The sequence below is a fragment of the Pseudonocardia kunmingensis genome (assembly GCF_006716445.1).
Classification (GTDB): Bacteria; Actinomycetota; Actinomycetes; order Mycobacteriales; family Pseudonocardiaceae; genus Pseudonocardia; species Pseudonocardia kunmingensis.
In genome coordinates this window covers 2,656,724-2,682,328 of sequence record NZ_VFPA01000001.1, presented here as the reverse complement: position 1 = coordinate 2,682,328, position 25,605 = coordinate 2,656,724, and the positions used below count along the sequence as shown (strand labels likewise).

Below are 25,605 nucleotides of genomic sequence, written 5' to 3'. Positions count from 1 at the left end.
CGCGCGTCAGCCGACGCGTTCCTGGACCTGCTCGGGGGTGGGTGCCCCGATCCGCTGGGCGATCAGCCACTGGTGGCCGAACGGGTCGCGCAGGCGGCCGTCGTAGGAGCCGTAGCCGTGGTCGGCGATCGGGTGCATCACGGTGGCGCCCGCGTCGAGCATCCGCTCGGCCACCGCGTCCGCATCGGCGACGTCAAGGGACAAAATCACCGGGATGCCGTCGCCCGACGGGGCGGGATCCCCGTACCCCGCGTCCTTGACGGCGAAGCGGATCGGGCCCGCCTCGATCATGGCGTGCACGACGCGTCCGTCCGCGTCGGTGTGGCGCTCGGTGACGGTGCCGCCGAGGGCGCGGCCGTAGAAGTCGAGAGCGGCGTCCGCGCCCTCGACGACGAGCTTCGGGCGCAGGCCGGTGATGTGGTGCGTGGTCATGACGAGATGGTGGCGCCACCCGATGGGGCCCGTCGTGGACGAAACGGAACACCGCGCGCGATGGACGCCACACCGGCTCCGTACCCTGGAGACGTGAGCCTCCGCCTGCACGACACCGCCACGAGGATGCAGCGGGACTTCGTCCCGCTGCGGGCCGGGGCTGCGTCGATGTACGTGTGCGGGGCCACGGTGCAGGGCCTGCCGCACATCGGGCACGTCCGCTCCTCCCTCAACTACGACGTCCTGCGCCGCTGGCTCGGCCACGGCGGGCTCGACGTCGTGCTGGTCCGCAACGTCACCGACATCGACGACAAGATCCTGCGCAAGTCCGCAGAGGCCGGCCGGCCGTGGTGGGAGTGGGCCGCCACGCACGAGCGGGCCTTCACCGGGGCCTTCGACGCGCTGGGCTGCCTGCCGGCCTCGATCGAGCCGCGCGCCACCGGGCACGTCACGCAGATGGTCGAGCTCATCGAGCGCCTGGTCGCGGGCGGCCACGCCTACGCGGCGGGCGGCGACGTCTACTTCGCGGTGCGCTCGTTCCCGGGCTACGGGCAGCTGTCGCACCAGCGGGTCGACGACGTCGCGCAGGGCGAGGGCGACACCGGCGCCAAGCGGGACGCGCAGGACTTCACGCTGTGGAAGGCCGCGAAGCCCGGCGAGCCGTCCTGGCCCACGCCCTGGGGGCGGGGGCGTCCGGGCTGGCACCTGGAGTGCTCGGCGATGGCCACGAACTACCTGGGCCCCGAGTTCGACATCCACGGCGGCGGGCTCGACCTGGTGTTCCCCCACCACGAGAACGAGCGCGCGCAGTCGAACGCCGCGGGCGACCCGTTCGCCCGGTACTGGCTGCACAACGCCTGGGTCACCATGGGCGGCGAGAAGATGTCCAAGTCGCTGGGCAACACGCTCTCGATCGAGGCGCTGTTGCAGCGGGTGCGCGGTGTCGAGCTGCGCTACTACCTCGTGGGCCCGCACTACCGCTCGTCGATCGAGTACTCCGACACCGCGCTGCAGGAGTCGGTGGCCGCCTACCGGCGGATCGAGTCGTTCGTGCACCGGGTGCGGGAGCGGGTCGGCACGCCGGAGCCGGGGATGCTGTGCGCGGAGTTCAGCGCGGCGATGGACGACGACCTGGGCACTCCCGCGGCGCTCGCCGCCGTCCACGCCACCGTCCGCGAGGGCAACACCGCACTCGACAGCGGCGACCGTGCCGCGGCGAGCGGCGCGGCCTCGTCCGTGCGCGCGATGACGGGCGTCCTCGGCCTCGACCCCCTCGATCCGCACTGGGCCGAGGACGACCGCTCGGCCGACACCGCCACCGGCGCGCTCACCGCACTCGTCGAGGACCTCCTCGCGCAGCGCCAGGAGGCGCGGGCCCGCCGCGACTTCGCGGCCGCCGACGAGGTGCGCAACCGCCTCACCGCCGCAGGGGTGTCCGTGGAGGACTCCCCCGACGGCCCCACCTGGACCCTGAAGGACGCATAGATGGCCGGCAACTCCAAGCGCCGCGGAGCGATGCGCAAGGAAGGCACCAAGAAGGGCATGGTCGTCGGTTCCGGCGGCCAGCGCCGTCGCGCGCTGCAGGGCAAGGGCCCCACACCGCCCGCCGAGATGCGGCCCGGGCACCCGGCGGCGCGGCGCGCGAACCGGGCCGCTGCCGCCCAGTCGAAGTCGGGCGGTGGTGCCAACCGGCGCCGCCCCGGTGACGGGGAGACCCCGGAGACGGTGCTGGGCCGCAACCCGGTCGTGGAGTGCCTGCGCGCGGGCGTCCCGGCCACCGCGCTGCACGTCGCGCTGGGCACGCACGCCGACGAGCGCGTCGCCGAGGCCGTCCAGCTGGCCGCGGACCGGGGGATCTCGATCCTCGAGGTGCCGCGGGCCGATCTGGACCGGATCACCGGCGGCGCGTTGCACCAGGGGCTCGCCCTGCAGGTGCCGCCCTACGCCTACGCACACCCCGACGAGCTGCTGGAGATCGCGAGCGAGTCGCCGTCGCCGGGCCTCATCGTCGCCCTCGACGGGGTGACCGACCCGCGCAACCTCGGTGCCGTGGTCCGCTCGGTCGGCGCGTTCGGCGGGCACGGCGTGGTCGTCCCGCAGCGGCGGGCAGCCGGCATGACGGCCGTCGCGTGGCGCACCTCCGCGGGCACGGCCGCGCGGGTCCCCGTGGCGCGTGCCACCAACCTCACCCGCACCCTGCGCGAGTACGCCACCGCCGGCTTCATGGTCGCCGGGCTGGACGCCGAGGGCAGCGTGTCGCTCGACGACTTCGAGCTCGCCACCGACCCGCTCGTGCTGGTCATCGGGTCGGAGGGCAAGGGCCTGTCGCGGCTGGTCAAGCAGACCTGCGACGTCACGGTCTCGATCCCGCTGTCCGGGGCCGTCGAGTCGCTCAACGCCTCGGTGGCGGCCGGTGTGGTGCTGGCCGAGGTGGCCCGCCAGCGGCGCCTGGGCTGAGGGCTCAGGGGAGCTGCCGCACCCGGGCCGCATGACGGCGTTCGCAGCCGCGCGGCGTCCCGCCCGGGTGGGGCGCCGAAGAGCCAGCGGTACTCGCGGCCTGAACTGCGACGAGCACCTCCGTGTGCTGGACGAGGTCTCCGCCCCGGGACCTGGACTATCCGGCGCCTGCTGCACTACACGCGCGAGGCGAACTCCCACCGCTCAACGGCCGACCTCCGCGTGGTGTTCGTGGTCGAGGACGCCGAGGAGCGAGCGGCGCTCGAACTCGTGCTGGTTACCCACTCAGAGTGAGCCGCACTGGCGTCAGGATGGCAGCTTCGCTGTATCCCGCAGTTTCGAGAGCAGCCGGCAGCAGATGTAGATCAGGAACGAGATGGCTGCCACGTACCCCGAGATCGGAAGTCCTGGCGCCAGGGAGAGGAGTGCTCCGCCTACGAGCGCCGTCTCGGCGAAAATGAACGCCAGTAGCGTCGCCACCGCGGGATTGCTCGAGAGGCGCGCCGCCGCGGCGCCCGGAGTGATCGTGACCGACAGCACCAGGATCGCGCCCACGATCGGGACGGCGACGGCGGTCAACAGTCCGACGAGAACGGCGAACAGTACCGACAACTGGCGGACCGGGATGCCGCGGGCGGTGGCGACTACCGGGTCTGTGCTCGAGAACAGGATCGGTCGGTAGAGCACGGTGGCAACAAGGATGATCACCGCTGCCGTCACGGCCAGGATGATGAGGTCCTCGCGGGTGACGGAAACGATGGAACCCACCAGCAGGCCGAACTTGCTCGACGCGCGTCCGCTGTACAGCGCCAGCAGCAGAACCCCGAGCCCGAGCCCGAAGGCGAGTACGACGCCGATTGCCGAGTCGCGTTGACGCTCGCGAAGGCCCAGGACGCCGAAGACCGCCCCGGCCAGGATCGCACCAGCTGCGGCACCGATCCCGACGCTGATCCCGAGGAGCAGGGCAGCCGCTCCGCCCGTGAAGGCGAGTTCGGCGCTGCCGTGCACGGCGAAGGCCATCCCCCGCGCGACGATCATGGGAGCGAGGGTGCCGGCCACGATGCCGAGCAACGCGCAGGCGATGAGCGCGTTCTGCACGAAGTCGGCGGCGAGGAGCTCGCCGATCCCCTCGAAACTGAACAGCCTTCCGATGATGTCGCTCACGCCTGCTCCTCGTGGCAGTGCTCGCCGCGCTCCTCGGCCCCGACGACCACCAGCCGCCCGCGCACCCGCAGGACGTCCACCTGGGTGCGGTAGAGCTCCGAGAGCACCTCGGAGGTCATGACCTCCTCGGGCGGGCCGATGCGGAAGCGCCCGTCCACCAGGTAGAGCACCCGGTCGACCAGCGGCAGCACCGGGTTGATCTCATGGGTCACGAACAGCACGGCGGTGCCGGCCGCGCGTCGCCGCTCGTCGATCAGGCGGGTGACCGTGCGCTGGTGGGACAGGTCCAGCGAGAGCAGCGGCTCGTCGCACAGCAGCACGTCCGGTCCGCCGACGAGGGCCTGGGCCACGCGCAGGCGCTGCTGCTCGCCGCCGGAGAGCACGCCGACCGGGGCGTCGGCGTAGGCGGTGCCGTCGACAGCGGCGAGCGCTGCGTCCACGCGTTCGCGGCGCTCCCGGCGCCCGCGGAACCCGATGCCGAGCCGGTGCCCGTCCAGCCCGAGGCCGACGAGGTCGCGGCCGCGCAGCGGCAGGTCCGGGTCGAGCGACTTCTGCTGCGGCACGTAGCCGATGCTCGGGCTCCCGCGCCGCGGCGGGCGTCCCGCGATCCGGACCTCTCCGGCGGCGAGCGGGAGCAGCCCGAGCAGCACGCGCACGAGCGTGGTCTTGCCCGAGCCGTTGGGCCCGAGGACCGCCACGAACTCGCCGGGCGCGACGTCCAGGTCGAGACCGTCCCACAGCGTGCGGTCCCCGAAGCTCACGCGCGCGCCGCGCAGCGACACCGCGGGTGCGGTGACGGGCGGTGCGTCCGCGGGTGTGGTGGGAGGTGCGGGCACGGGCGTCAGCTTCCGGTCGTGGTCCCCAGCGCGCCGGCGAGGGCGTCGATCTGGGCGCCCATCCAGGCGGTGTAGTCGGTCGTGCCCTCCGGGAGCGTCTCGGTCATCTCCACGACGGGCACCCCTGCAGTCTGCGCCGCCTGGCGCACCTGGTCGGTGCTGGGGGTCTCGGTCTGCGCGTTGACGACCAGCGCCCGTACGGGGTCGCCCTGGAACAGGGCGAGCGTCTCCTGGAGCACTGCGGCCGGCGGGTCGGTGTCCTCCTCGATGGCCTCGGTGAACGCCGCGGGCGTGGCGTCGGTGAGGCCGGCCGCCTCGACGAGGTAGCCGGGAACCGGCTCGGTGACGGCGACCCGGGTGCCGGGCTGGGCGGCGCCGATCGCCTCGGTGCGGGTGAGCAGCTCGGCCACCTGCCCGTTGAACGCCTCCGCGTTGGCCGTGAACTCGGCCGCGCCTGCCGGGTCGGCCGCGCCGAGGTCGGTGGCCAGCCGCGTCGCGAGGGCCTGCATGGCGGGCAGGCTGTACCAGACGTGCTCGTTGAACGCGCCGTGCTCGTGCTCGTGCCCGTGCTCCTCCGCGGCGTGCTCCTCCGCGGCGTGGTCCTCGCCCTCGGCGTGCTCCTCCGCGGGCTCGAGGCCGGACACCTCGGTCGCCTCGACCACCGTCGGGGTGGCGCCGGAGGCCTCCACGAGCTGCGTCACGAAGTCGTCGTAGCCGCCCCCGTTGGTGACGACGAGCCGCGCTCCGGCGACGGCGGCGGCGTCGGCGGGGGTGCTCTCGTAGGAGTGGGGGTCGGCGGCGGGGTCGTCGATCAGCGACTCCACGCTGACGCGGTCGCCACCGACGGCCTCGACGATGCTGCCGTAGACGTTGGTGGACGCGACGACGGGGAGCGCCTCGCCCGCGGGCGCTTCGGCGGGGGGTGCCTCGGCGCCCGCGCCGCAACCGGCGAGGGTGAGCGCGGTGAACGCGGCGACGGCTGCGCGGCGGTACGGCATGGGCGGTGCTCCCGGACGTATCGTAAGTAGTGATAACCGTTGTCGATTCACTCTAACCCGTGATGGGAGACGGCTCCCGAGGGCCGCGTCACACGACTTTCCCGCTGAGTGTCTGAACCGTTACGGTTCGCGGATGGCAGGGCCTCCCAACGTCCGCCGGCCTGCGACTCTCGCCTCGCTGGCTGCCGAGCTCGGTGTGTCACGGACAACGGTCTCGAACGCGTACAACCGCCCCGACCAGCTCTCCGCACCCCTGCGCGCGCGGGTGCTGGAGGCGGCCCGCCGCCTCGGGTACCCGGGACCGGACCCCGTGGCCCGCTCCCTGCGCACGCGCAAGGCGGGTGCCGTCGGGCTGCTGCTCACCGAGGCGCTGTCCTACGCCTTCCGCGACCCGGCGGCCACCGGGTTCCTCGAAGGTCTCGCGCTCGCCTGCGAGCAGGCGGGCCAGGGCCTGCTGCTGGTGCCGGTCAGCCCGGAGCAGGTGGACGTCACGACCGTGCACCAGGCGGGCGTCGACGGCTTCGTCGTCTACTCGGTGCGGGAGGACGACCCGCACTTCCTCGCGGTGCTCGAACGCCCGCTGCCCACCGTGGTGTGCGACCAGCCCACCGGCGTCGAGGGGGTGGACCGGGTCGGCGTCGACGACCGCGCGGGCATGCTCGCGCTCACCCGGCACGTCGTCGGGCTCGGGCACCGGCGGGTGGGTGTGCTGTGCATGCGCCTGGCGGCCGGGCGCAACGACGGTCCCGTCTCGGCCGAGCGGCAGGCGAGCGCCACCTACCCGGTGCAGCGCGACCGGCTGGCGGGGATCCGGGACGGCCTGGCCGAGGTCGGCGTGGACTGGGCGGGCGTGCCGGTGCACGAGCGCTTCGAGCACAGCGTCGACGCCGGTCAGGACGCCGCGGCCGCCCTGCTCGCGGCCCACTCCGACCTCACGGCCGTCATCTGCACCTCCGACATCCTCGCCCTCGGCGCGCTCCGGCACGCGGCGGCGCGCGGCCTCGCGGTGCCGGACCAGCTCACGATCACCGGCTTCGACGGTGTGCCCGAGGCCGAGCGCGCCGGGCTCACGACCGTGCGCCAGCCCGTGCTCGAGAAGGGCCGGGTGGCCGGCGAGCTGCTGCTCGAGCGCGGTGACCGCAACCGGCCGCGCCGCGTCACGCTGCCCACCGAGCTCGTCGTCGGTGCGACGAGCGCCCGTGCCCGGGCCGAGGAGCGCTTCTTCTCCGGCTGGTGACGGGTCTCCCGGCCGCGTGTGGTGGGGCGGCTGACCCAGGAGCTCCAAGAGCGGGATCCGCATGACGAACGGCACTTTCGTCGGCTAGGGACCGACGAGGGTGCCGTTCGTCGGGTGGGCGCCTGCAGCGGAGCCTGACGATTGGGCAACACGCTCCGTGTCGCCGTTCCTGCGCCGAACCGACGATCACGCCAGGCGGCCGCGCGGATCAGGGCGGCGGGCGCAGGTGACCGGTGACGGCGCGGGCGAGCGCGGCCACGTCCGAGCCCGGCTCCGGAGCGACGGCGCCTTCGAGGATCAGGGCGGCCAGGCCGTGCACCAGTGACCACGCGGCCAGGGGCGTGGTGGCGGAGGGCTTCTCGCTGCCGGCCTCGAAGCGCTCCGCGCCGGACTGCAACTGTGCCTCTGCGCGGCGCATGGCCGCCCGGAGCTCCGGGTCGTCGCCGCGGGCGAGCCCGGGCGCGCGCATCACCGCGAAGTGCGCGGGGTGGGAGGTGGCGAACAGGACGTAGCTGACGCCGACCTCGCCGAAGCCCCGGTCGGCCGCCTCGCCCAGCGCGTCGGCCAGCAGCGACCACCCTTCGGTGGCGAGGGCCGTGAGCAGGCCGGCCTTGTCCCGGAAGTGGTGCGTGGGCGCCGCGTGGGACACCCCTGCCCGCCGTGCCACGTCCCGCAGGCTGACCGCGGCAGGGCCGTGCTCGTCGATCGCCTCGAGCGCGCTGTCGAGCAGGGCGCGTCGCAGATCACCGTGGTGGTAGGGCACGCGGTCAGCCTACCGCGCGTCTTTACATTGACAAGATAGCGGGCGCAGGTGCATCTTGACGACGACAAGACCGATGGAGGAGACGCCGTGCCCACCCTGCCCTGGATCACCGTGACCACCCCCGGAGCGGATGCGGAGGTCGTCGTGATGGCGTCGCGCTTCCGCGTGCGCGGCCTGCGCCACGTGCTGCCCTTCTTCGTCGACGCGATGCGGGTGCACGCGCAGATGCGCAAGGCGCCCGGCGTCGTCGGCCTCTCCCTGGTCGCGCACCCGTTGCGCCGCGAGTTCGCGACGCTCAGCGCGTGGCACGACCGCGCCGGGCTGGACGCGGCCGTGCGGGCCGAGCCGCACCGCGCCGTGATGGGGCGGCAGCGCCGCGTCATAGCCGAGTCGGTCTTCCGGTTCTGGACCGCCCGGACCCTGCCCACCTGGGAGGAGGCGGAACGCCGGTTGACCTCCGCCGAGCAGCAGCGCTGAGCGCTACCGCCCGCCGCGGACCTGCACCAACAGCTCCAGCAGCGCGCCGACGTCCGGCGGCCCGTCCACGCGGTGCTCGGCGGCCGTGTCGCCCGGGCCCACCTTCACCCCGACGTCGCCGGGGCGCAGGCGGGCGAACGCGGTCTCGTCGGTGACGTCGTCGCCCGCGAACAGCACCGCCCCGGCGTCGACGCGCTCGCGCAGCACCTCCAGCGCCGCGCCCTTGTCCATCCGCACGACCGAGAGGTCCAGCACCGCCTTGCCCGGGGTGACCTCGATGCCGTCGCGGGCGGCGGGTCCGGCGCGGACGGCGTCCAGCACCCGGGTGGCGACCTCGGGGGGCGCGTTGCGCACGTGCACGGCCACCCCGGCCGGCTTGCCCTCCAGCGCGACGCCCGGCTCGCCGTCCACGAGCTCGCGCAGCTCGGCGACGAGCCGGTCGAGCCGGGCGCGCTGCGCGTCGTCGAGCAGGGAGCCCGCGTCGCCGTCGTCGAACTCGCCGCCGTGGCTGCCGACCATGCGGACCGGACGGCCGAAGCCGGACACGGTCGCCAGGTCGGCGAGGCCGCGCCCGGACAGCAGCGCGACCGTGGTGTCGGGCAGGCCCGCCAGCGCGTCGATCGCCGCCGCGGTGGCCGGGAGCGGCCGCGCCTGCGACGGCACGTCGACGATCGGGGCGAGCACGCCGTCGAAGTCGAGGGCCACGAGCAGGCGGGGCACCCGCGCCAGCTCCCGGGCCGCAGCGTCGAGGTCCGTCACGAGTGCGATCCCTCCGGCGGCGGGAGTCCGAGAGCGTCGAGGAAGCTGCGGGCCCAGCGGTCGACGTCGTGGCCCATGACCTGGCGCCGCATCGCCCGCATCCGCCGCCTGCCCTCGTCGGGGTCGAGCGTGAGGGCGGCGTGCAGCGCGTTCTTGACGCCGTCGGTGTCGTGCGGGTTCACCAGGATCGCGTCCTTGAGCTCGATCGCAGCACCGGCGAACTCGGACAGCACGAGCGCCCCGCCGTTGTCGTGCCGGCAGGCGACGTACTCCTTCGCGACGAGGTTCATGCCGTCGCGCAGCGGGGTGACCAGCATGACGTCGGCGGCCACGAAGAACGCGGCCAGCTCCTCGCGCGGCAGCGCCTGGTGCAGGTAGTGCACCGCGGGGTGCCCGACGCGGGCGTACTCGCCGTTGATCCGCCCGACGGACTGCTCGATGTCGTTGCGCATCTTCTGGTAGTGCTCGACGCGCTCCCGGCTCGGGGTGGCGAGCTGGATCATCACGGTGTCTTCCGAGTCGATCCGCCCCTCGACGAGCAGCTCCTCGAACGCGCGCAGCCGCACGTCGATGCCCTTGGTGTAGTCCAGCCGGTCGACGCCGAGGACGACGCGCTCGGGGTCGCCCAGGTCGGAGCGGATCTGCTTGGCCCGCTCGAGGACCTCGGGGGTGCGGGAGAGCCGGTCGAGGTTGGCCGAGTCGATCGAGATCGGGTAGGCGCCGAGCTTGACGGGGCGCCCGTCCACCACGACCTCGGTGCGCCCGTGGCCCGGGCTCGCGCCGGCGAGGCGGGTGGCCAGCCAGCGGAAGTTGCGAGCGCCGCCGGGGGTGTGGAACCCGACCAGGTCGGCGCCCAGCAGGCCCTCCACGATGCGGGTGCGCCACGGCAGCTGCATGAACAGCTCGGTGGGCGGGAAGGGGATGTGCAGGAAGAACCCGATCCGCAGGTCGGGGCGCAGCTCCCGCAACGCCGCCGGGAGCAGCTGCAGCTGGTAGTCCTGCACCCACACGGTGGCGCCCTTCGCGGCCACGTCGGCCACGACCTCGGCGAAGCGCTGGTTGACCCGGACGTAGCTCTGCCACCAGTGCCGGTGGAACGCCGGCGGGGCGACCACGTCGTGGTAGAGCGGCCACAGCGTGCCGTTGGAGAAGCCCTCGTAGTACTCCTCGACGTCCTGCGACGACAGCATCACGGGGTGCAGCTGCAGGCCGTCCTCGACGAGCGGCTCGACCTCGGCGTCGGCCAGACCGGGCCAGCCGACCCAGGCGCCCTCGCGGCTGCGCAGCATCGGTTCCAGCGCGGTGACAAGGCCGCCCGGGCTCCGCTTCCAGCGCTGCGTGCCGTCGGGGAGCTTCTCCAGGTCGACCGGAAGGCGGTTGGCCACCACCACGAACTCGGCGTCGGACAGGGCGGAGCCGGTCGGCATGTTCCTCCTCGTGCGCTCAGCGCACCCGACTTTACTGCCGCTCGGCCTCCGATGGGGGGTCCCAGGCATCGGGAACGGGTTGTTGGCGCGGTCGTGCCACGAAGTCACCGAACGCGACGCCCGCCGCCAGCGCCAGCCCGGTGCCCAGCGCGATGGTGACGGTGACCAGTCCCTCGGCGAGACCCTCGACCGCCAGCTGGTAGAAGCCGCGGTAGGCGGAGAACCCGGGCAGCAGCGGCGTGATGCCGGCGAGCGTGACGACGAGCGGCGAGACCCCGCCCACCCGGCGCAGCAGGCCGGTGGCGAGCCCGACGACCACGGCCGCTGCGCCGGTCGCGGCGATCGGGCCGACGGCCGCCACCTGCGTCAGGGCGCCGTACGTGCTCCACCCCAGCGTGCCGGCGAGCCCGGCGGCCAGTAGCGGGCGGGGTCGCGCGTACCCGGCGAGGGAGAACGATGCGGCGGCGAGCGCGCCCGCGAGCGCGGAGAGGCCGAACTGGGCCACGCCCGTCGGCAGCTCCCCGGCCACCTCGAGCGCGACGCCGAACGCGAACCCGACCTTCAGGGCGAGCACGACGCCGGTCAGCAGCCCCGCCGAGAGCAGCATGATCTCGGCGGCCCGGCCGGCCGCCGTGACGTAGTAGCTGGAGATCGCGTCCTGCCCGGTGCCGACGACCGACAGGCCCGACAGCAGCACGGTGATGCTCGCCGCGACCACCAGCGAGGGTTGCGTGCCCGGTGGGAACACACCGACGGCGAACAGCGCCAGGGTCGCTCCCGTGGCCACCATGCCCCCGACCACCTGCTGGAAGAACGCGGGCAGCCCCCACCGGTTGAGCAGCCGGCCGAGCCGGTCGATGCAGGCGGTGACCAGGAACGCGACGAGCACCGTGAGCGGCGCCGCCCCGAGCAGGAGCGCGATGGAACCCGCCAACCCGGCCCAACCCGTGGTGGCGACCCAGCGCGGGTAGGGGTGCGGGGCGCTGACGGCCTCGGAGAGCTCGGTGGCGGCCGCGTCGAGGTCGAGCTCGGCCCGCTCCAGCCGCTCGATGATCCGCGCGACCTCCTCGAGCCGGGTCAGGTCGAGCGAGCGGTAGCGGACCAGGCGCATCGAGGTGACCGGCGCCGCGCTCATCCCGCGGTGGCAGCACATCGTGAGCGACGTGAACGTGATGTCGACGTCGACCGCCGACAGGCCCGACACCGCCGCCAGCCGCAACATCGTCCGGCTCGTCTCGTCGGCGCTCTCGCCACTGGAGAGCAACACCTCGCCCACCCGCATGCAGAAGTCGAGCACCTGCTGCACGCGGGCGTCGTCCGGGACGCGCGGGCCCAGCGGCCGCATCAGCTGCACGGACGGAGGACCGGCGTGCAGCAGCCCGTACGCCTCCCGGCGCAACGCACTCCGTACCCGGCGCGTGAACCTCTGACCTGGCGTCATACCGGTCCGCCCGGACGGACGCCGCTCGTGACGACGATCGACTGCGGCATGCCGCCCAGGGTATGCGGCGCGGATGGCCGCACTAGGATGGCGGCCATCACCGGCCGGTGTAGCTCAGTGGTAGAGCAACCGCCTTGTAAGCGGTAGGTCGTCGGTTCGATCCCGACCTCCGGCTCCGAAGCCCTCTGACCAGGTGTTCTGCCCGATCGGACTCCGGTTCACGACGTTCCTGGGCGCCCCGTCGGCTCGACGAACGTGATGAGGCGTGCTCCCCTGACGGCGTCGCTCCATGCCCCGTCCGGGGCGTCACCCCACCACTCGTAGCCGAACTCGTCCGTCCACTCCCGTTGCGGCGGCGTGTCGAAGATCGTCCAGTAGAGGTAGTCGCCCTCCTGCTCCGAGTCGATCGGCGGAGTCTCGGTGGTGGGATTGACGCCGAGCTTCCCGAATCGGGATCCTAGTTTGGTGTCTCCCCGGACGTGCCGGAGGTACAGTGCGAACTCGTCCGTCAGCCAGAACTCGTCGATCTCGAGATCCGAGGACATGGCGCGAAAGTTCACACAGCAGGATCTGCGCTACGCTTACCGACCACATGCGGTCCACGCCATTGAAGGGCAGACCAGGCGGCTTATCGTCCAGTGCTGGCGGGTTCACCGATGCTTCCTTCTGCTGGCGGAACGTGCGGTGGTGGACATCATCCTGGCAAGCGGCCGGTGATCCGTCAATCACTATGATCAAGGTTTGATGGCGTCATTGACGAAGCTTGGACATGTCCATGCCCTATCGGGATTGTCGCAGTAGGCCGTGACGATTCCGAACTGTCCGGGGCCTGCCCATCCGTGGTAATCGATGATCACGTTCACGTGGACGCTCTGGACTACGGTGCAGCCGCTCAGGTGGCCGACAAATAGCCTCTCCGGAGGACAACATCCTCGCCTGATCCGTTCTTGAAAGTTTTGACCACTTCCGCCTGCGTGGTCAATGGCGGTGCAGCCTGGGCGTAGGAAACGGAGGGTAATCCAACGAGTGTGACAACTGTGGCGCACCGGGTGATCGTGAGCGGCCAGATGTATCTGCGCTGTGAATCCGGCTCGGACGTTGATGGCCAATGCACTCGTTCAGTCCCTCCTCAAGGCTGAGCAGCGAACTGATCAGCCGCGTCTGCGACTCGCAGACGGCCCGCTTGCGGTCAGGGGGAAGTTATGGAGCCGAGTCGCCACTCCGTGGGCGAATCGAGGAACTCGTGCCCACCAATCGGTGTGGTTCACGCGTTCGGCCCATGCATCGGACCGATATAGCGCGGGGCGCTACGCCATAAGCGACGAGCGGTGATCAGATCTGGTCCGCGGCCGCCCTGCGGCGGAGCCGGCGACGCTCCAGGACCGCGGCGATCGCGAACCCGCCGCCCCCGGCGACGGTGAGGACCCAGAACAGGGTTGGGGGTACCGAGGAAAGCCGCCGTGATCCGCGCCCGTCGCACACCGATTCCTGCGCTCCCACACCGACTGCAGTCGGTGCGTGAGACCTGCAGTCGGTGTGCGAGCGTCACCACTCGTCGCTGCCGAAGCGCGCCAGCAGGTGCCACACCTTCTTGAGGACCTGCGGATCGTGCCGGCCCTCCCGCGCGGCGGCGCCCAGCAGTGCGGGATCGAGCACCTCGTCTCCGGCGATCGCGAGCCCGAGCGCCACCGGTTCGGGGCCGCGGTAGTCGACGTGGCGGGCCAGCTCGGCGGGCTCCAGCCGGAAGCCGCCGTGCCAGTGCACCGGGCAGCCGAGCCGGGCGGCCGTCTCCTCGACGGCGGTCCCGCGGTGGCTCGGGTCGAGGACGAGCGCCTCGACGTCGTCGGGCACCCGGAGCGGGCCGTGCACCTGGGCTTCCACGTAGTCGTCGAGGAGGTCGACGTCCGCGGCGAGCGCCAGCGCGATCAATCCGCCTGCTGCTCGCGCCGGGGCGAACGCGGTGGGGTCGAAGACGCTGTCGGGGAAGCAGCAGGTGGTGCGGTCGAGGACCGCGGGCGCGAGCCGCAGGTGTGCGGAGCCGAAGCGCGGGGCGGCGCCGATCGGGCGGCGGTGCACGTCCAGCGCGCCGTAGGTGGGTCGGTCGGTCGGGGCCACGGCGTCGTAGGCGCCGCCGAACATGCGGCTCTCCCAGCGCCACCGGTCCCCGCCGGCGTGCGCGGTGAGCCCGCCGTTGCTGATGGCCGTCTCGAACTGGCTGCGATAGCGGCGGTCGGCCGCGATCGCTTCGAGCACCGTGCCTCCCCGGAACGGCAGGTCCGGGTGGAAGTGCAGCATGACGCGCCGGTCCGGCTCGGTCGGGCGGCCGCCGCCCCCGACGTGCGCGAGGGCGGCGCGGTGCGCGTCGCCGAGTGTCACGGGAGCCGATCGTCCCAGGCGGGACCGGCCCTGCCCACAGCCGGCGCACAGTCGAGGCCGAACCCGCGGACAGGGCGATCCGGCAACGTGGATCTCGCGGGTGGTTCCGGGGGCGAGCGGCCTGCGTGCTCGCCGCGTCCGAGGGCAGGGGGGCTCGGCGCGGTCCGGAGGGGCCCGCCGGTGCTGCAGGGGAGCACCGGCGGGTTCCTGCTCGCCGAGCCGGTGGGAACCCGGCAGTTTTGTAACGATGAATCCAGAACGTGCTACGGTTCCCGCCATGCCGCGCCCCCGGACGTTCGACGAGGACCGCGCCGTGGACGCCGCGATGCGCACGTTCTGGGCCCAGGGCTACGAGGCGACCACCACGCAGGACCTGTGCGAGGCCACCGGCCTGGGGCGCAGCAGCATCTACAACACGTTCACCAGCAAGCACGAGCTGTTCACCCGGGCGCTGCTGCGCTACATCGAGACCACGACCGCGACGCAGCTGGCCATGCTCGAGAACGAGCGGCGGCCGCCCGTGGAACGGTTGCGCGCCCTGTTCACCCTCGTCGTCGACGGCGAGGCGGCGAACCGCCGTGACGGTCGGAGCCCCGGCTGCCTGACCGTCAACACCACCGTCGAGCTCGCCGGGCGCGACCCGGAGGCCACCGCACTGCTCGAGCGCGACCAGCAGCGCCGGACCGAGGCCCTGCGCGACGTGATCGCGGCCGGGCAGCGCGACGGCGGGATCACCTCCCCCCGTGACCCGGTGGCGCTGGCCCGCTACCTCAACGCCGTGATCGGCGGGATCCGGGTGGCCGCGCAGGGTGGTGCGGACCCCGACATGCTGCAGTCGATCGCCGACGCCGCCCTGGACGCCCTGACTCCCTGACCTCGGCGGTCCCGCCGAGGGCCGCTCCTGCACGGGCAAGTTTTGTACAGATCATCCCAAAACAAGGAGGAACACGTGCCACGCGCCGTCTACGTGCTGGCCCTCGGCATCTTCGCCATGGTCACGAGCGAGTTCGTCGTCGCCGGGCTCATGCCGCAGATGGCCGAGGGGCTGGGTGTCTCGATCCCGCAGGTCGGCTACCTGATCACCGCGTTCGCATTCGCCATGTCCGTCGGCGGGCCCCTCCTGATGGTGTTCGTGATGCGGATGCGCCCCAAGCCGGCGCTCATGCTGCTGTTCGGGATCTTCCTGGCCGGGAACGTGCTGGCGGCCACCGCGACCGGGTACGGCGTGATGTTCGTGGCGCGCCTGGTCACGGGCACGGCGTCGCAGGCGTTCTTCGGCGCGGCGGTCTCGATCTGCGCCGCGATGGCCGCCCCGGAGCTGCGCGGGAGGGCCGTCGCGGTCGTCCTGAACGGCCTGATGCTGGGCACGTTGCTGGGGTTGCCGCTGGCCACCCTGGTCGGGGCGGCGTACGGGTGGCGGTCGGCGTTCTGGGCGATCGCGGCGCTCACGGTGGTCGCCGCGCTCTGCACGGTGCGGGGCGTGCCCGACCTGCCGCGCGTCGACCGCGGGCCGGTGCGCCAGGAGCTGGGTGTCTTCCGCAGCCCCCGGCTGTGGCTCGTGTTCGCCACCAGCACGCTCGTGATCGGCGCGACGTTCTCCGCCTTCAGCTTCCTCAACCCGATCCTGACCGGGATCAGCGGCTTCACCCCGGGTGCGGTCCCGCTGCTGCTGGTGGCCTACGGCGCCGCCACCCTCGTCGGGAACATGGTCGTCGGGCGGCTCGCCGACAGGTTCGCGCTGCCCGTGCTGTGCTGCGGGCTCGTCCTGAACCTGCTCTTCCTCACGGGGTTCGCGCTGTTCGCGGAGGTCGGCGCCGCGGCGGTGGTGTGCGCGCTGGGGATCGGCCTGGTCGGGGTGACGATGAACCCGGCGATGGTCGTGCGCGTGCAGCGGGCGGGCAGCGTCGGGCCGCTGGTGAACACGATCCACGGTTCGTTCATCACGGGCGGGATCATCATCAGCTCGTCCCTCGGCGGCCTCGCCATCGACGCGTTCGGGCTGCGGGCCCCGCTGTGGCTCGGCGCAGGCCTGGCGCTGGCCGGGATCCTCACGCTCGTGCCCGACCTCGTCCGCAGGGCCCGCCCGGACCGCGTCCCGGCGCTCACCGGGGCCGGCTGACGCTCAGGCTCCGGCGTCGCGGGCGATGCGGTCGAGCTGGTCGCGGTACTCCGCCCAGCGCGCCGCGTCGCCCGGCGGCATGTTCTCGTTGCCCGGGCGCAGCCCGACGCTGCCGTCGATCAGCTCCCGCACGATGTCGGCGTGCCCGGCGTGCCGGTTCGTCTCCGCGATGACGTGCACGAGGATCCGGTGCAGCGTGACGTCGCCCTCCGGCCACCAGGGCACGTGGCCGGGAGCGTCGAGGGAGAGGGTCTCGATCGTGACGTCCGAGTGCGCCCAGGCGGCGCGGTAGAGCCCGATGACGTGCTCGCGCGACTCGTCTGCGGTGGCGAACATGTCCGCGTTGGGGTCGGCGTCCATCCCGTACCAGGGACCCGGCGACTCGACGGGGCGTCCGAAGGTCTCTCCGAAGTACCCGAGCTCGACGCCGGCCAGGTGCTTGACCAGTCCGAGCAGGTTGGTGCCGGTCGGGGTCGACGGCCGCCGGACGTCGCGCTCGGCGAGCCCGTCGAGCTTCCACAGCATCGCGTCGCGCGCGGACTGCAGGTAGCGGCGGAGGTCCGCCTTCGGATCGTTCGCTGCCATGCGGGCCAGTCTGCCGGTGCCCGGTGTCCCACTCGGTCAGGCCTCGTGCGCCTCCGGGTCGCGGGCGAGCACCGAGCGGCCCCCGTCGACCGGCACCGTGGCGCCGGTGACGTACGCGGCGTCGTCCGAGAGCAGGTGGGCGATCACCGCGGCCACCTCGGCCGCGGTGCCCACGCGCCCGAGCGGGTGGATCCGCCGCATCTCATCCTCGACCTGCGCGGCGCCGGCGCCGCCGAGCCCGTCGAGGAAGGCCTCGTAGCGCTCGGTGGCGATCGAGCCCAGCGCGACCGTGTTGACGCGCACGCCGCGAGGTCCGTACTCGACGGCGAGCGCGCGGGTGAGGCCCTCGATCGCCGCCTTCGCCGTGACGTAGGGCGTGCACCCGGGAACGGCGCGCTGGGCCTGGTGGGAGGAGACGTTGACGACGGCGCCCGCCGTGCCGGCCGCCAGGAACCGGCGCACTGCGGTGGTGGCGCCGACGACCGCCGGGGCGAGGTTGGCGTGGACGAGGTCGAGCACCTCGGCCGCGGAGGCGGTGTGTACGGAGGCGTCGCGGAACACCGCTGCGTTGTTGACCCACCCGGTGAGCGGGGCGGCACGCTCGGCCCGGTCGGCGGCCTCCTCGGTGACGGCGTCCGACGAGGCGCTGCCGATCACCGCGACGGCGGCAGGGTGGTCGGCCAGCCAGTCGAGCGCGGCCGCGTCGAGCTCGATCGCGACCACCCGCGCGCCGTCGCGCAGCAGTCGCTCGACGACCGCGCGACCGACGCCGCGGCCGCCTCCGGTGACGACGACGGAGCGGGGAGCGCGGGCGGAAGGCACGCGCGCACACTAGTGGGTGTGACGGTCGTTGCGATTTCGTGATGTGCGGCCCAGACTGCGTCCGGGCGGTGCGTGCAACCCGCCTGAAATCACGTCGTGAGCTGGCGGAACGGCACCCTTCCCGGCTGCCATGATCTCCAAACCAAATTGTGATAGCGGTCACAATATCTGTGCCCACGGCTTCCCCTCCGGGTCCCGGAGCGGTATCCGGCCTGTTAAGTTCCATGGACATGGCCGCACCTGCTGGATCCCCCGACCGCACAGATCGAAACGTCGGGGAACAGTTGATGATCGGTCGGCCGACCGTGTCCGATGGAGTGGCGTGCTGGCGTATCGCGGCGGCGTCCGGGGTGCTGGACGTGAACTCGCGCTACGCGTACCTGCTGTGGTGCCGCGACTTCGCGGCCACCTCCGTGGTGGCCCGCGATGGCGCCGACGTGATCGGGTTCGTCACGGGCTTCCGCCGCCCCGACGAGCCTTCGACGCTGGTCGTCTGGCAGGTCGCGGTCGACGAGGTCGCCCGGGGTCGCGGCGTCGCGGGGCGGATGCTCGACGCCCTGTTCGACGCCGTGCCCGACGTCGGGCACCTGGAGACCACGATCACGCCCGACAACGAGGGCTCCATCGCGCTGTTCAGCCGCTTCGCGCAGCGCCGTGGCGCAGAGGTGCGCAGGAGCGAGCTGTTCAGCGCGGAACTGCTCGGAGCCGGCCATGAGCCCGAGATCCTGTTTCGGATCGGACCGGTTCGGCACTGACCGAACGATCCATTTCGACATTCCTAGGGGAAGCACGTGGAGACGACCGTTTTCGACGACATGGAATCCCAGGTCCGCAGCTACTGCCGGACCTGGCCCGTGGTGTTCGACACCGCCCGCGGGTCCCACATCAACGACATCCACGGCCGTAGCTACCTCGACTTCTTCGCCGGTGCCGGCGCATTGAACTACGGCCACAACCCGCCCGCTCTGAAACGTCCGCTGCTGGAGTACCTCGAGCGCGACGGCATCACCCACGGTCTGGACAAGTACACCGTCGCCAAGGGTGAGTTCCTGCGGACGTTCGAGGACGTCGTGCTGAAGCCGCGCGGCCTCGACTACAAGGTCCAGTTCCCCGGGCCGACGGGCGCGAACACCGTCGAGGCGGCCCTGAAGCTGGTCCGGAAGATCACCGGCCGCGAGTCGATGATCAACTTCACCAACGCGTTCCACGGCATGACGCTGGGCGCGCTGTCCGTCACCGGCAACTCGATGAAACGGGGCGGAGCGGGCATCCCGCTGGTGCACGCCACCCCGATGCCGTTCGACAACTACTTTGACGGCACGGTCCCGGACTTCCTGTGGTTCGAGAAGCTGCTCGGCGACGCCGGCAGCGGGCTGAACGAGCCCGCCGGCGTGATCGTCGAGACCGTGCAGGGCGAGGGCGGCATCAACCCGGCCCGCATCGAGTGGCTGCAGGGGCTCGAGGAGCTGTGCCGGCAGCACGGCATGCTGCTGATCGTCGACGACGTGCAGATGGGCGTCGGGCGCACCGGCCCGTTCTTCTCGTTCGAGGCCGCGGGCATCAAGCCGGACATCGTCTGCCTCTCGAAGTCCATCAGCGGTTACGGCCTGCCGATGGCCCTCACGCTGATCAAGCCCGAGCTCGACCAGTGGGGGCCGGGCGAGCACAACGGCACCTTCCGCGGGCACAACCCGGCCTTCATCACGGCCACGGCCGCCCTGCGCGAGTACTGGACCGACGACACGCTGGAGCGCTCCACCATCGCCAAGGGTGAGCGGGTGGAGCAGCACCTCACCGAGCTCGCGGCGTCGTCGCAGGCCGTGGAGCTGACGCCCAAGGGGCGCGGGCTCGCGCGCGGGTTGTCGTTCTCACAGCCCGAGCTGGCCGCGAAGGCGTGTGCCGCCGCGTTCGAGCGGGGACTGCTCATGGAGACGTCCGGCCCGTCCGACGAGGTCATGAAGATCATGCCCCCGCTCACGATCTCCGACGCGGAGCTGGAGGAGGGCCTGTCCGTGGTCGGCGACGCCGTCCGCGCCGTCACCGAAGGAGTTTCTGCATGATCGTTCGTACGCTGGACGAGATCACCGACACCGAGCGCGACATCAAGACCCCGCACTGGCGCAGCAAGCGCATCGTGCTGGCGGGCGACGGTGTCGGCTTCTCGGTGCACGAGACCGTGCTCGACGCGGGGTCGGTGAACGACTTCTGGTATGCGAACCACATCGAGGCCGTCTTCATCACCGAGGGTGAAGGCGAGCTGTACGACAAGGACAACGATGTCACGTACGAGCTCGGCCCGGGCTCGATCTACGTGCTGAACGGCAACGAGCGCCACCAGCTGCGTCCGAAGACGCAGATGCGGACGGTGTGCGTGTTCAACCCGCCGGTGACGGGGCGCGAGGTGCACGACGAGAACGGTGTGTACCCGCTCATCACCGTTCCGGCGGGAGCGGATGAGGAGGGTTCCTGAATGACGGCCACGATCGGCAGTGAGACCCGCAAGGAGGACCGCTACTACACCCGGGTGGCGCCGACCCCCGCTCTGATCGAGCGGGTCGAGCCGGCGGTCTGGGGTGGTGACGCGAGTGCGGGCATGTTCGGGGCGCAGGAGCTCGCCACGCACGAGCGTGACGGGTTCGTCTCGATCCCGCAGCTGCTCACGGCCGAGGAGGTGGCGGGTTACGCGGCCGAGCTGGACCGGCTCGCCACGGACCCGGCGGTGCGCGCGGACGACCGCACTGTCATCGAGAAGACCTCCAACGAGGTGCGCTCCGTCTTCGAGGTGCACAAGATCAGCGAGGCGATCGGCGCGCTCGTCTCCGACGAGCGGGTGGCCGGCCGGGCCCGCCAGATCCTCGGCTCCGAGGTGTACGTGCACCAGAGCCGGATCAACTACAAGCCCGGCTTCGGGGGCGGCGGCTTCTACTGGCACTCCGACTTCGAGACCTGGCACGCCGAGGACGGGATGCCGGTCCCGCGCGCGGTCAGCATCTCGATCTCGCTCACCGAGAACTACCCGCACAACGGCTGCCTGATGATCATGCCGGGGTCGCACAAGACGTTCGTGTCGTGCGTCGGGGAGACCCCGGAGGACAACTACAAGGAGTCGCTGCGCGAGCAGGAGATCGGGACGCCCGACCAGGACAGCCTCACGGCGCTGGCCGACCGCCACGGCATCGCCATGCTCACCGGCGCCGCCGGCTCGGCGACGTTCTTCGACTCCAACTGCATGCACGGCTCGGGTGGCAACATCACCCCGTACCCGCGCTCGAACATCTTCATCGTGTTCAACAGCGTGGAGAACGCCACGGTCGAGCCGTACTACGCGCCCAAGCGCCGCCCGGAGTACATCGCGGCACGGGACTTCACGCCGGTCCCGCGCAGCTGACACCCGAGCGACACCGACGCACCCCGTCACGGGGCGGGCGCCCCATCGACGGGGGGCGTCCGCCCGGGCGGGGTGCGTCGGCGTTCTCGCGGGTGAGCGGAACACCAGTGCTGTTCGATCACGTTCGGAGGACTCTGGTGTTCCGTTCACCCGTGATCGCTTGCGGTGGGCGCGCCGTTCCCGGCATCTGCCGCGGCCATGATCAGCAGGATCGGGACATGAACCGCGCCCGGGCAGCGGATGTCCGTTTCCGCCGATCATGGCTGGCGAACCGCCCGACGTGTCCGGATTGCTCGGGTGAGGTGGTGCACCGGCTCGACCTGATCATGGATGGCCGGGTGGTGATCGGCGGAAGTGGTGTGAGGGCGACATTTCTGTCGCTGTGACACCACTCCTGGCGATCATGCGGCGCGGCGGCGTGCGAGACGTACGGGAGCACGGTCGCGACGACGCCGACGTGCGACTCGCATCGATCACGCCGCCAGCACAGGAGCCCGACGTCAGAGCACCGGGTCCAGTGGCAGCAGCTCGGGGCGCTTGGGCACGTAGCCGTCGCCCGTGGCACGGCCCCGCAGCCGCTTGTGGACGTAGGGCATCACGAAGTCGCGCATCCAGCGCAGGTCCTCGCGCACCCAGTCGTGCCATGGTGTCGGGGCCATCTCCGGGAGCGGGGTGCGCCAGTCGTCGGTGACGGGCTCGCCGAGGGTCTCCAGCACGCGCAGGGCGACCCGGCGGTGCCCCTCGGCGGTGAGGTGCAGGCGGTCGCGGCCCCAGCTGCGGGGATCGGCGAGCGGCGCCATGCCCCACAGGTCCACCACGGTGCTGCCGTGGCGCTCGGCGCTGGCGCGCACCAGCTCGTTGAAGCAGGCGACGCGCCCGCGCAGGCGGCGCAGGATCGGGTGCATGCGGCCCAGGTCGAACCCGGTGAAGACGAGCACCTCCGCGCCGGTGGCGCTGACGCGCGCCAGCGCGGCGTCGAAGCGACGGGCGAGGTCGTCGGTGTCGCAGGAGAACCGGATGATGTCGTTGCCGCCCGCGCAGAACGTGATCAGGTCCGGCCGAAGCCGCTCGGCCACGGGCAGCTGGTCCTCGACGACCTGGTCGAGGAGCTTCCCGCGCACGGCGAGGTTGGCGTAGCGGAATCCCGGTTGCCGGGCGCCGAGGTGCTCGGCGAGCCGGTCGGCCCAACCCCGGGGCGTACCGTCGGGACGCCAGTCGTCCAGTCCTTCGGTGAAACTGTCCCCGAGTGCGAGGAAGCTGCTGATGGGTCTCACCGGCGGTCGCCCCCTTCCGTTCACGATCCCGTCATCCCCGTGACGGGCAGAGCTCCCCCCAATATCACCCAGGACCGGGCGGGAGCGCTACCGGGGTGATCGATCCGTAGTGATAGGGCACCCTTATCCCATGGGACGTCGGAAGGAGACCGCCGAGCCGGGCCTCGCGGAGGTCCTCGGGGGACGCGGTGGCGCCGTCGACGCGACGGTGCCGGTGGTCGCCTTCGTGGCGGCGTTCACCGTGGCCGACGCGTCGGCGTGGGCGTCGCCGGTGGCGTGGGCGGGCGGCGCGGCGGTGCTCGTCGGGGCCGTCGTGGCGGTGGTGCGGCTGGTGCGCGGGGGGCGGCCGCGCGCGGTGCTGTTCGGGCTGCTCGGTGTGGCGGTCGCGGCGCTGGTGGCGCTGTACACCGGCCGGGCCATCGACTTCTTCCTGGTCCAGATCGTGAGCAACGCGGCGAGCGCGCTCGCGTGGGCGGTGTCGATCGTGGTCCGGTGGCCGCTGCTGGGGCTCGTCGTCGGCACGGTGCTCGGCCAGCGCACCCGCTGGCGCGGGGACCCGGACCTGCTGCGCGGCTACCAGCGCGCCAGCTGGATCTGGGTCGGCCAGTACCTGGTGCGGCTCGCGGTGTTCCTCCCGCTCTACGCCGCCGACGCCGTGGTCGCGCTGGGCATCGCCCGCACCGTGCTCACGTGGCCGCTCGTCGCGCTGTGCGTGGCGCTGTCGTGGCCCGCGCTCCGCTCGGCGCTCCCGCCGGGGCACGGCGGCCTGCGGCATCCGGCCGTACGGGGTGAAGACGCTCACGAAGGGTGATCGACTGGAGCGATTCGCGAGATCGCCCCGTTGAAGCGGGACGGAAGCCCCCGCCCCGCGACGCCACCCCCAGGAGCCATGCGCCAGCCACCGAGTCCCCGGCCCGATCCCGCCCCCGCCGAGACGCCGCAGGAGCGCCTGCAGGAGACGACCGCGACGTCCGCCGCGAAGGCGGCGGCGGACCTCACCGTCAACAAGGTGCTCGCCGGTGCCGGCGCCGCCGCCACATCGGCCGTCCTCGGCTCGTACTTCGGCGCCACGGGCACGGTGGCGGGTGCCGCGTTCGGCTCCGTGGCCAGCACGCTGAGCACCACGCTGTACCAGCGCTCGCTCGACCGCACCCGGGACACGCTCGTCGCGCGCGTCCGGGTGCCGCGCGGTGGGCGCACCGGGTACGCGGACGCGCCGACGGTCCAGCTGGCGGTTCCGGAGCCGCGCGTCTCGCCCGAGGAGGCGACCACGCAGCTGCGCGTGGAGCCCGCCCTGCGCCGTCCCAGGCGGGTCTGGCTGTGGCTCGGGGTGACGGTGCTGGTGTTCGTCCTCGGCCTGCTCGCCGTCACGGGGATCGAGTGGGCCAAGGGCTCCACGCTCAGCACGGGCCAGGAGGGCACGTCGGTGGGGCGGGTGCTGGCGCCCGGACCGGCGACGGATGACGACACCGGTGACGGCGGCACGGGCGCCTCGGAGCCGGACGGGGCGGCGACCGACGGGTCGGACGGTGACGGATCAGATGGCGCCGACGCACCGGACACCGAGGGGGCCGAGGACGAGCGGTCGGGCGCGGACGACCCGGACGCGGGCGGGACGGACCGCTCGGGCTCGGAGGGCGCGGGCTCGGACGGCGCGGACGACTCGGGTGGTTCGGGCTCGGACGGTTCCGGCTCCGACGGCACGGGCTCGGGCGATGCGGGCTCGGGCGATGCGGGCGAGGACAGCGGTGGCGGACCCGGCCCCGAGCCCACCACGGCCCCCAGCGGTGCCGATGAGCCCGAGCCGGAGCCACGGGACGTGACCGGCCCGGAGCCGGCGGCCCCCGAGAACGGCTGACGCGGGCCGGCTGTTCGCCGCGACTTGTGACGGCTCGCGAACGTCTTCGCGCCGTGACCGCCCCGCGCGCCTACTCTCGGTCGGTGCGAGTGTTGATCACAGGTGGGGCCGGGTTCGTCGGGTCGCACGTCGCCGATCGGCTCGTCGCCGACGGCCACGACGTGCTGCTGCTCGACGCGCTGCTGCCGCAGGCGCACGGCGAGGGCGGCTCCGGGTGGCCGGGGGAGCACGACGGCGTCGTCGGCGACGTGCGCGACGCCGAACTGCTGGCCCGGCTGCTGCCCGGCGTGGACGCGGTCTGCCACCAGGCCGCGATGGTGGGGCACGGCGTGGACCCGTCCGACGCCCCGGACTACGCCGCGCACAACGACCTCGGCACCGCCGTGCTGCTCGCGGCCATGCACGGCGCCGGCGTGCGCAGGCTGGTGCTCGCCGGGTCGATGGTCGTGTACGGGGAGGGCCGCTACGACTGCCGCGAGCACGGCGTCGTGCGGCCGCTCCCCCGGACCGCGGCGGACCTCGACGCCGGCCGGTACGAGCCGCGTTGCCCGCACTGCGGGGCCCCGCTGGTGCCCGGGCTCGTCGGCGAGGACGCGCCGCTGGACCCGCGCAGCACCTACGCGGCCACGAAGCTGGCGCAGGAGCACCTGGCGAGCGCGTGGGCGCGGCAGAGCGGCGGGCAGGTGTGGTCGTTGCGCTACCACAACGTGTACGGCCCGCGGATGCCTCGCGACACCCCGTACGCGGGCGTCGCCTCGATCTTCCGCTCCGCCCTGGAGCGGGGTGAGGCACCGCGGGTGCTCGAGGACGGGCGCCAGCGCCGGGACTTCGTGCACGTCAGCGACGTCGCCCGGGTGAACGCGCTGGCACTGGCCGCGGACGGCGAGGGCTTCGCGGCGGTCAACGTCTGCTCCGGTGAGCCGCACACCGTCGGCGAGCTGGCGCAGGTGCTGGCGGAACGGATGGGCGGCCCGGCGCCGCAGGTCGTGGGCGGGGCGCGCCCGGGCGACGTGCGGCACGTGGTGGCCGATCCCGCGCGGGCCCGGGAGCTGCTCGGCTTCTCCGCGGCGGTCGGGTTCGCCGAGGGCGTCGGGGCGTTCGCCACCGACCCGTTGCGGGCGCCGGCCGCGACCGTCACCGTTCGGTAAGCCGTTCAGGCGGTTCAGCGGCGGCCGTCCGGCCCAAGATCGTG

27 protein-coding genes and 1 tRNA gene are annotated in these 25,605 nt (G+C 72.6%); 15 read left to right on the top strand and 13 right to left on the bottom strand.

All coding sequences use genetic code 11. The features are described 5' to 3' along the window. Positions 1–6: 6 nt before the first annotated feature. The gene (locus FB558_RS12765; RefSeq protein WP_142052141.1) at positions 7–432 is read right to left on the bottom strand and encodes a VOC family protein; all 426 of its coding nucleotides are present in this window, start codon (positions 430–432) and stop codon (positions 7–9) included. A 93-nt stretch (positions 433–525) separates the two neighbouring features. Here FB558_RS12765 and cysS point away from each other — a divergent pair, with 93 nt between their 5' ends. Both cysS and rlmB read left to right on the top strand, forming a co-directional pair. Next, entirely contained in the window at positions 526–1,917 is a 1,392-nt protein-coding gene (gene cysS, locus FB558_RS12760; RefSeq protein WP_142052138.1) for a cysteine--tRNA ligase, read from the top strand. Next, entirely contained in the window at positions 1,918–2,889 is a 972-nt protein-coding gene (rlmB, locus tag FB558_RS12755; RefSeq protein ID WP_142052135.1) for a 23S rRNA (guanosine(2251)-2'-O)-methyltransferase RlmB, read from the top strand. It abuts the gene before it with no gap. A 306-nt stretch (positions 2,890–3,195) separates the two neighbouring features. Here rlmB and FB558_RS12750 read toward each other — a convergent pair whose 3' ends face one another. From FB558_RS12750 to FB558_RS12740, 3 genes are read right to left on the bottom strand one after another with little or no spacing between them, the layout of a single operon-like run. Beyond that, the gene (locus FB558_RS12750; RefSeq protein ID WP_425467996.1) at positions 3,196–4,053 is read right to left on the bottom strand and encodes a metal ABC transporter permease; all 858 of its coding nucleotides are present in this window, start codon (positions 4,051–4,053) and stop codon (positions 3,196–3,198) included. Continuing rightward, on the bottom strand, positions 4,050–4,889 hold the full coding sequence (locus tag FB558_RS12745; protein WP_211366335.1) for a metal ABC transporter ATP-binding protein: 840 nt from the start codon (positions 4,887–4,889) through the stop codon (positions 4,050–4,052). Before FB558_RS12745 ends, FB558_RS12750 begins: the two co-directional genes overlap by 4 nt. A gap of 5 nt (positions 4,890–4,894) precedes the next feature. Next, positions 4,895–5,887 carry a metal ABC transporter solute-binding protein, Zn/Mn family gene (locus tag FB558_RS12740; RefSeq protein ID WP_142052133.1) on the bottom strand — a complete coding sequence of 331 codons (993 nt, stop codon included), beginning with the start codon at positions 5,885–5,887 and terminating at the stop codon, positions 4,895–4,897. A gap of 133 nt (positions 5,888–6,020) precedes the next feature. On the opposite strand from FB558_RS12740, the gene FB558_RS12735 reads away from it, so the two are divergent. Beyond that, a complete protein-coding gene (locus tag FB558_RS12735; RefSeq protein ID WP_142052130.1) occupies positions 6,021–7,124 on the top strand; it encodes a LacI family DNA-binding transcriptional regulator in 1,104 nt (367 codons plus the stop codon). A gap of 208 nt (positions 7,125–7,332) precedes the next feature. Here the strand turns inward: FB558_RS12735 and FB558_RS12730 are convergent, their stop codons facing one another. Further along, on the bottom strand, positions 7,333–7,887 hold the full coding sequence (locus FB558_RS12730) for a TetR/AcrR family transcriptional regulator (RefSeq protein ID WP_142052126.1): 555 nt from the start codon (positions 7,885–7,887) through the stop codon (positions 7,333–7,335). Between the two features lie 87 nt (positions 7,888–7,974). Between FB558_RS12730 and FB558_RS12725 the strand changes: the two genes are divergently transcribed. Continuing rightward, on the top strand, positions 7,975–8,364 hold the full coding sequence (locus tag FB558_RS12725; protein ID WP_142052123.1) for a DUF3291 domain-containing protein: 390 nt from the start codon (positions 7,975–7,977) through the stop codon (positions 8,362–8,364). Between the two features lie 3 nt (positions 8,365–8,367). Here the strand turns inward: FB558_RS12725 and otsB are convergent, their stop codons facing one another. The 3 genes from otsB to FB558_RS12710 are packed head-to-tail and all read right to left on the bottom strand — an operon-like array spanning position 8,368 to position 11,949. Continuing rightward, positions 8,368–9,123, bottom strand: a complete 756-nt coding sequence (gene otsB, locus FB558_RS12720; protein ID WP_246106393.1) for a trehalose-phosphatase — start codon at positions 9,121–9,123, stop codon at positions 8,368–8,370. Further along, positions 9,120–10,550, bottom strand: a complete 1,431-nt coding sequence (locus FB558_RS12715) for an alpha,alpha-trehalose-phosphate synthase (UDP-forming) (RefSeq protein ID WP_142052120.1) — start codon at positions 10,548–10,550, stop codon at positions 9,120–9,122. The genes otsB and FB558_RS12715 overlap by 4 nt, the downstream gene beginning before the upstream one ends. A 31-nt stretch (positions 10,551–10,581) precedes the next feature. Continuing rightward, on the bottom strand, positions 10,582–11,949 hold the full coding sequence (locus FB558_RS12710) for a threonine/serine exporter family protein (RefSeq protein WP_246106392.1): 1,368 nt from the start codon (positions 11,947–11,949) through the stop codon (positions 10,582–10,584). 145 nt (positions 11,950–12,094) lie between these two features. Here FB558_RS12710 and FB558_RS12705 point away from each other — a divergent pair. Beyond that, positions 12,095–12,166 (top strand) — tRNA-Thr (locus tag FB558_RS12705). Between the two features lie 43 nt (positions 12,167–12,209). Here the strand turns inward: FB558_RS12705 and FB558_RS12700 are convergent. Both FB558_RS12700 and FB558_RS12695 read right to left on the bottom strand, forming a co-directional pair. Continuing rightward, the gene (locus FB558_RS12700; RefSeq protein WP_142052115.1) at positions 12,210–12,536 is read right to left on the bottom strand and encodes a hypothetical protein; all 327 of its coding nucleotides are present in this window, start codon (positions 12,534–12,536) and stop codon (positions 12,210–12,212) included. Between the two features lie 1,000 nt (positions 12,537–13,536). Beyond that, entirely contained in the window at positions 13,537–14,367 is an 831-nt protein-coding gene (locus FB558_RS12695) for a DUF3626 domain-containing protein (protein ID WP_342787304.1), read from the bottom strand. Positions 14,368–14,644: 277 nt separating this feature from the next. Between FB558_RS12695 and FB558_RS12690 the strand changes: the two genes are divergently transcribed. Both FB558_RS12690 and FB558_RS12685 read left to right on the top strand, forming a co-directional pair. Continuing rightward, positions 14,645–15,241: a TetR/AcrR family transcriptional regulator gene (locus FB558_RS12690; protein ID WP_142052112.1), complete on the top strand. Its 597-nt coding sequence runs from the start codon at positions 14,645–14,647 to the stop codon at positions 15,239–15,241. Positions 15,242–15,316: 75 nt separating this feature from the next. Continuing rightward, on the top strand, positions 15,317–16,486 hold the full coding sequence (locus tag FB558_RS12685; protein ID WP_142052109.1) for an MFS transporter: 1,170 nt from the start codon (positions 15,317–15,319) through the stop codon (positions 16,484–16,486). Positions 16,487–16,489: 3 nt separating this feature from the next. Here FB558_RS12685 and FB558_RS12680 read toward each other — a convergent pair whose 3' ends face one another. Then, positions 16,490–17,071, bottom strand: a complete 582-nt coding sequence (locus tag FB558_RS12680) for a DinB family protein (protein ID WP_142052106.1) — start codon at positions 17,069–17,071, stop codon at positions 16,490–16,492. Between the two features lie 36 nt (positions 17,072–17,107). Then, a complete protein-coding gene (locus FB558_RS12675) occupies positions 17,108–17,893 on the bottom strand; it encodes an SDR family NAD(P)-dependent oxidoreductase (RefSeq protein ID WP_142052103.1) in 786 nt (261 codons plus the stop codon). 224 nt (positions 17,894–18,117) lie between these two features. Between FB558_RS12675 and ectA the strand changes: the two genes are divergently transcribed. The 5 genes from ectA to FB558_RS12650 all read left to right on the top strand — a co-directional run bounded on the left by ectA (position 18,118) and on the right by FB558_RS12650 (position 21,667). Next, the gene (ectA, locus tag FB558_RS12670) at positions 18,118–18,648 is read left to right on the top strand and encodes a diaminobutyrate acetyltransferase (protein ID WP_342787364.1); all 531 of its coding nucleotides are present in this window, start codon (positions 18,118–18,120) and stop codon (positions 18,646–18,648) included. Positions 18,649–18,684: 36 nt separating this feature from the next. After that, the gene (gene ectB, locus FB558_RS12665; protein ID WP_425467995.1) at positions 18,685–19,953 is read left to right on the top strand and encodes a diaminobutyrate--2-oxoglutarate transaminase; all 1,269 of its coding nucleotides are present in this window, start codon (positions 18,685–18,687) and stop codon (positions 19,951–19,953) included. Continuing rightward, positions 19,950–20,363 carry an ectoine synthase gene (locus FB558_RS12660; protein WP_142052097.1) on the top strand — a complete coding sequence of 138 codons (414 nt, stop codon included), beginning with the start codon at positions 19,950–19,952 and terminating at the stop codon, positions 20,361–20,363. The genes ectB and FB558_RS12660 overlap by 4 nt, the downstream gene beginning before the upstream one ends. Further along, the gene (thpD, locus tag FB558_RS12655) at positions 20,364–21,281 is read left to right on the top strand and encodes an ectoine hydroxylase (RefSeq protein WP_142052094.1); all 918 of its coding nucleotides are present in this window, start codon (positions 20,364–20,366) and stop codon (positions 21,279–21,281) included. A gap of 218 nt (positions 21,282–21,499) precedes the next feature. Next, positions 21,500–21,667, top strand: coding sequence for a hypothetical protein (locus FB558_RS12650; RefSeq protein ID WP_211366333.1), 168 nt, complete (start codon positions 21,500–21,502; stop codon positions 21,665–21,667). A 114-nt stretch (positions 21,668–21,781) separates the two neighbouring features. On the opposite strand, the gene FB558_RS12645 is transcribed toward FB558_RS12650, so the two are convergent. Next, positions 21,782–22,555 (bottom strand): SGNH/GDSL hydrolase family protein, encoded by a 774-nt coding sequence (locus tag FB558_RS12645; RefSeq protein ID WP_142052089.1) that lies wholly within the window; start codon positions 22,553–22,555, stop codon positions 21,782–21,784. A gap of 130 nt (positions 22,556–22,685) precedes the next feature. Between FB558_RS12645 and FB558_RS12640 the strand changes: the two genes are divergently transcribed. The 3 genes from FB558_RS12640 to FB558_RS12630 all read left to right on the top strand — a co-directional run bounded on the left by FB558_RS12640 (position 22,686) and on the right by FB558_RS12630 (position 25,561). After that, complete coding sequence (locus FB558_RS12640) at positions 22,686–23,366, top strand: DUF3159 domain-containing protein (RefSeq protein WP_142052085.1); 681 nt, start codon at positions 22,686–22,688, stop codon at positions 23,364–23,366. 78 nt (positions 23,367–23,444) lie between these two features. Continuing rightward, positions 23,445–24,413: a DotU family type IV/VI secretion system protein gene (locus FB558_RS12635; protein WP_142052082.1), complete on the top strand. Its 969-nt coding sequence runs from the start codon at positions 23,445–23,447 to the stop codon at positions 24,411–24,413. A gap of 83 nt (positions 24,414–24,496) precedes the next feature. Continuing rightward, positions 24,497–25,561, top strand: a complete 1,065-nt coding sequence (locus tag FB558_RS12630; RefSeq protein ID WP_142052079.1) for an NAD-dependent epimerase/dehydratase family protein — start codon at positions 24,497–24,499, stop codon at positions 25,559–25,561. Positions 25,562–25,605: the final 44 nt, after the last annotated feature.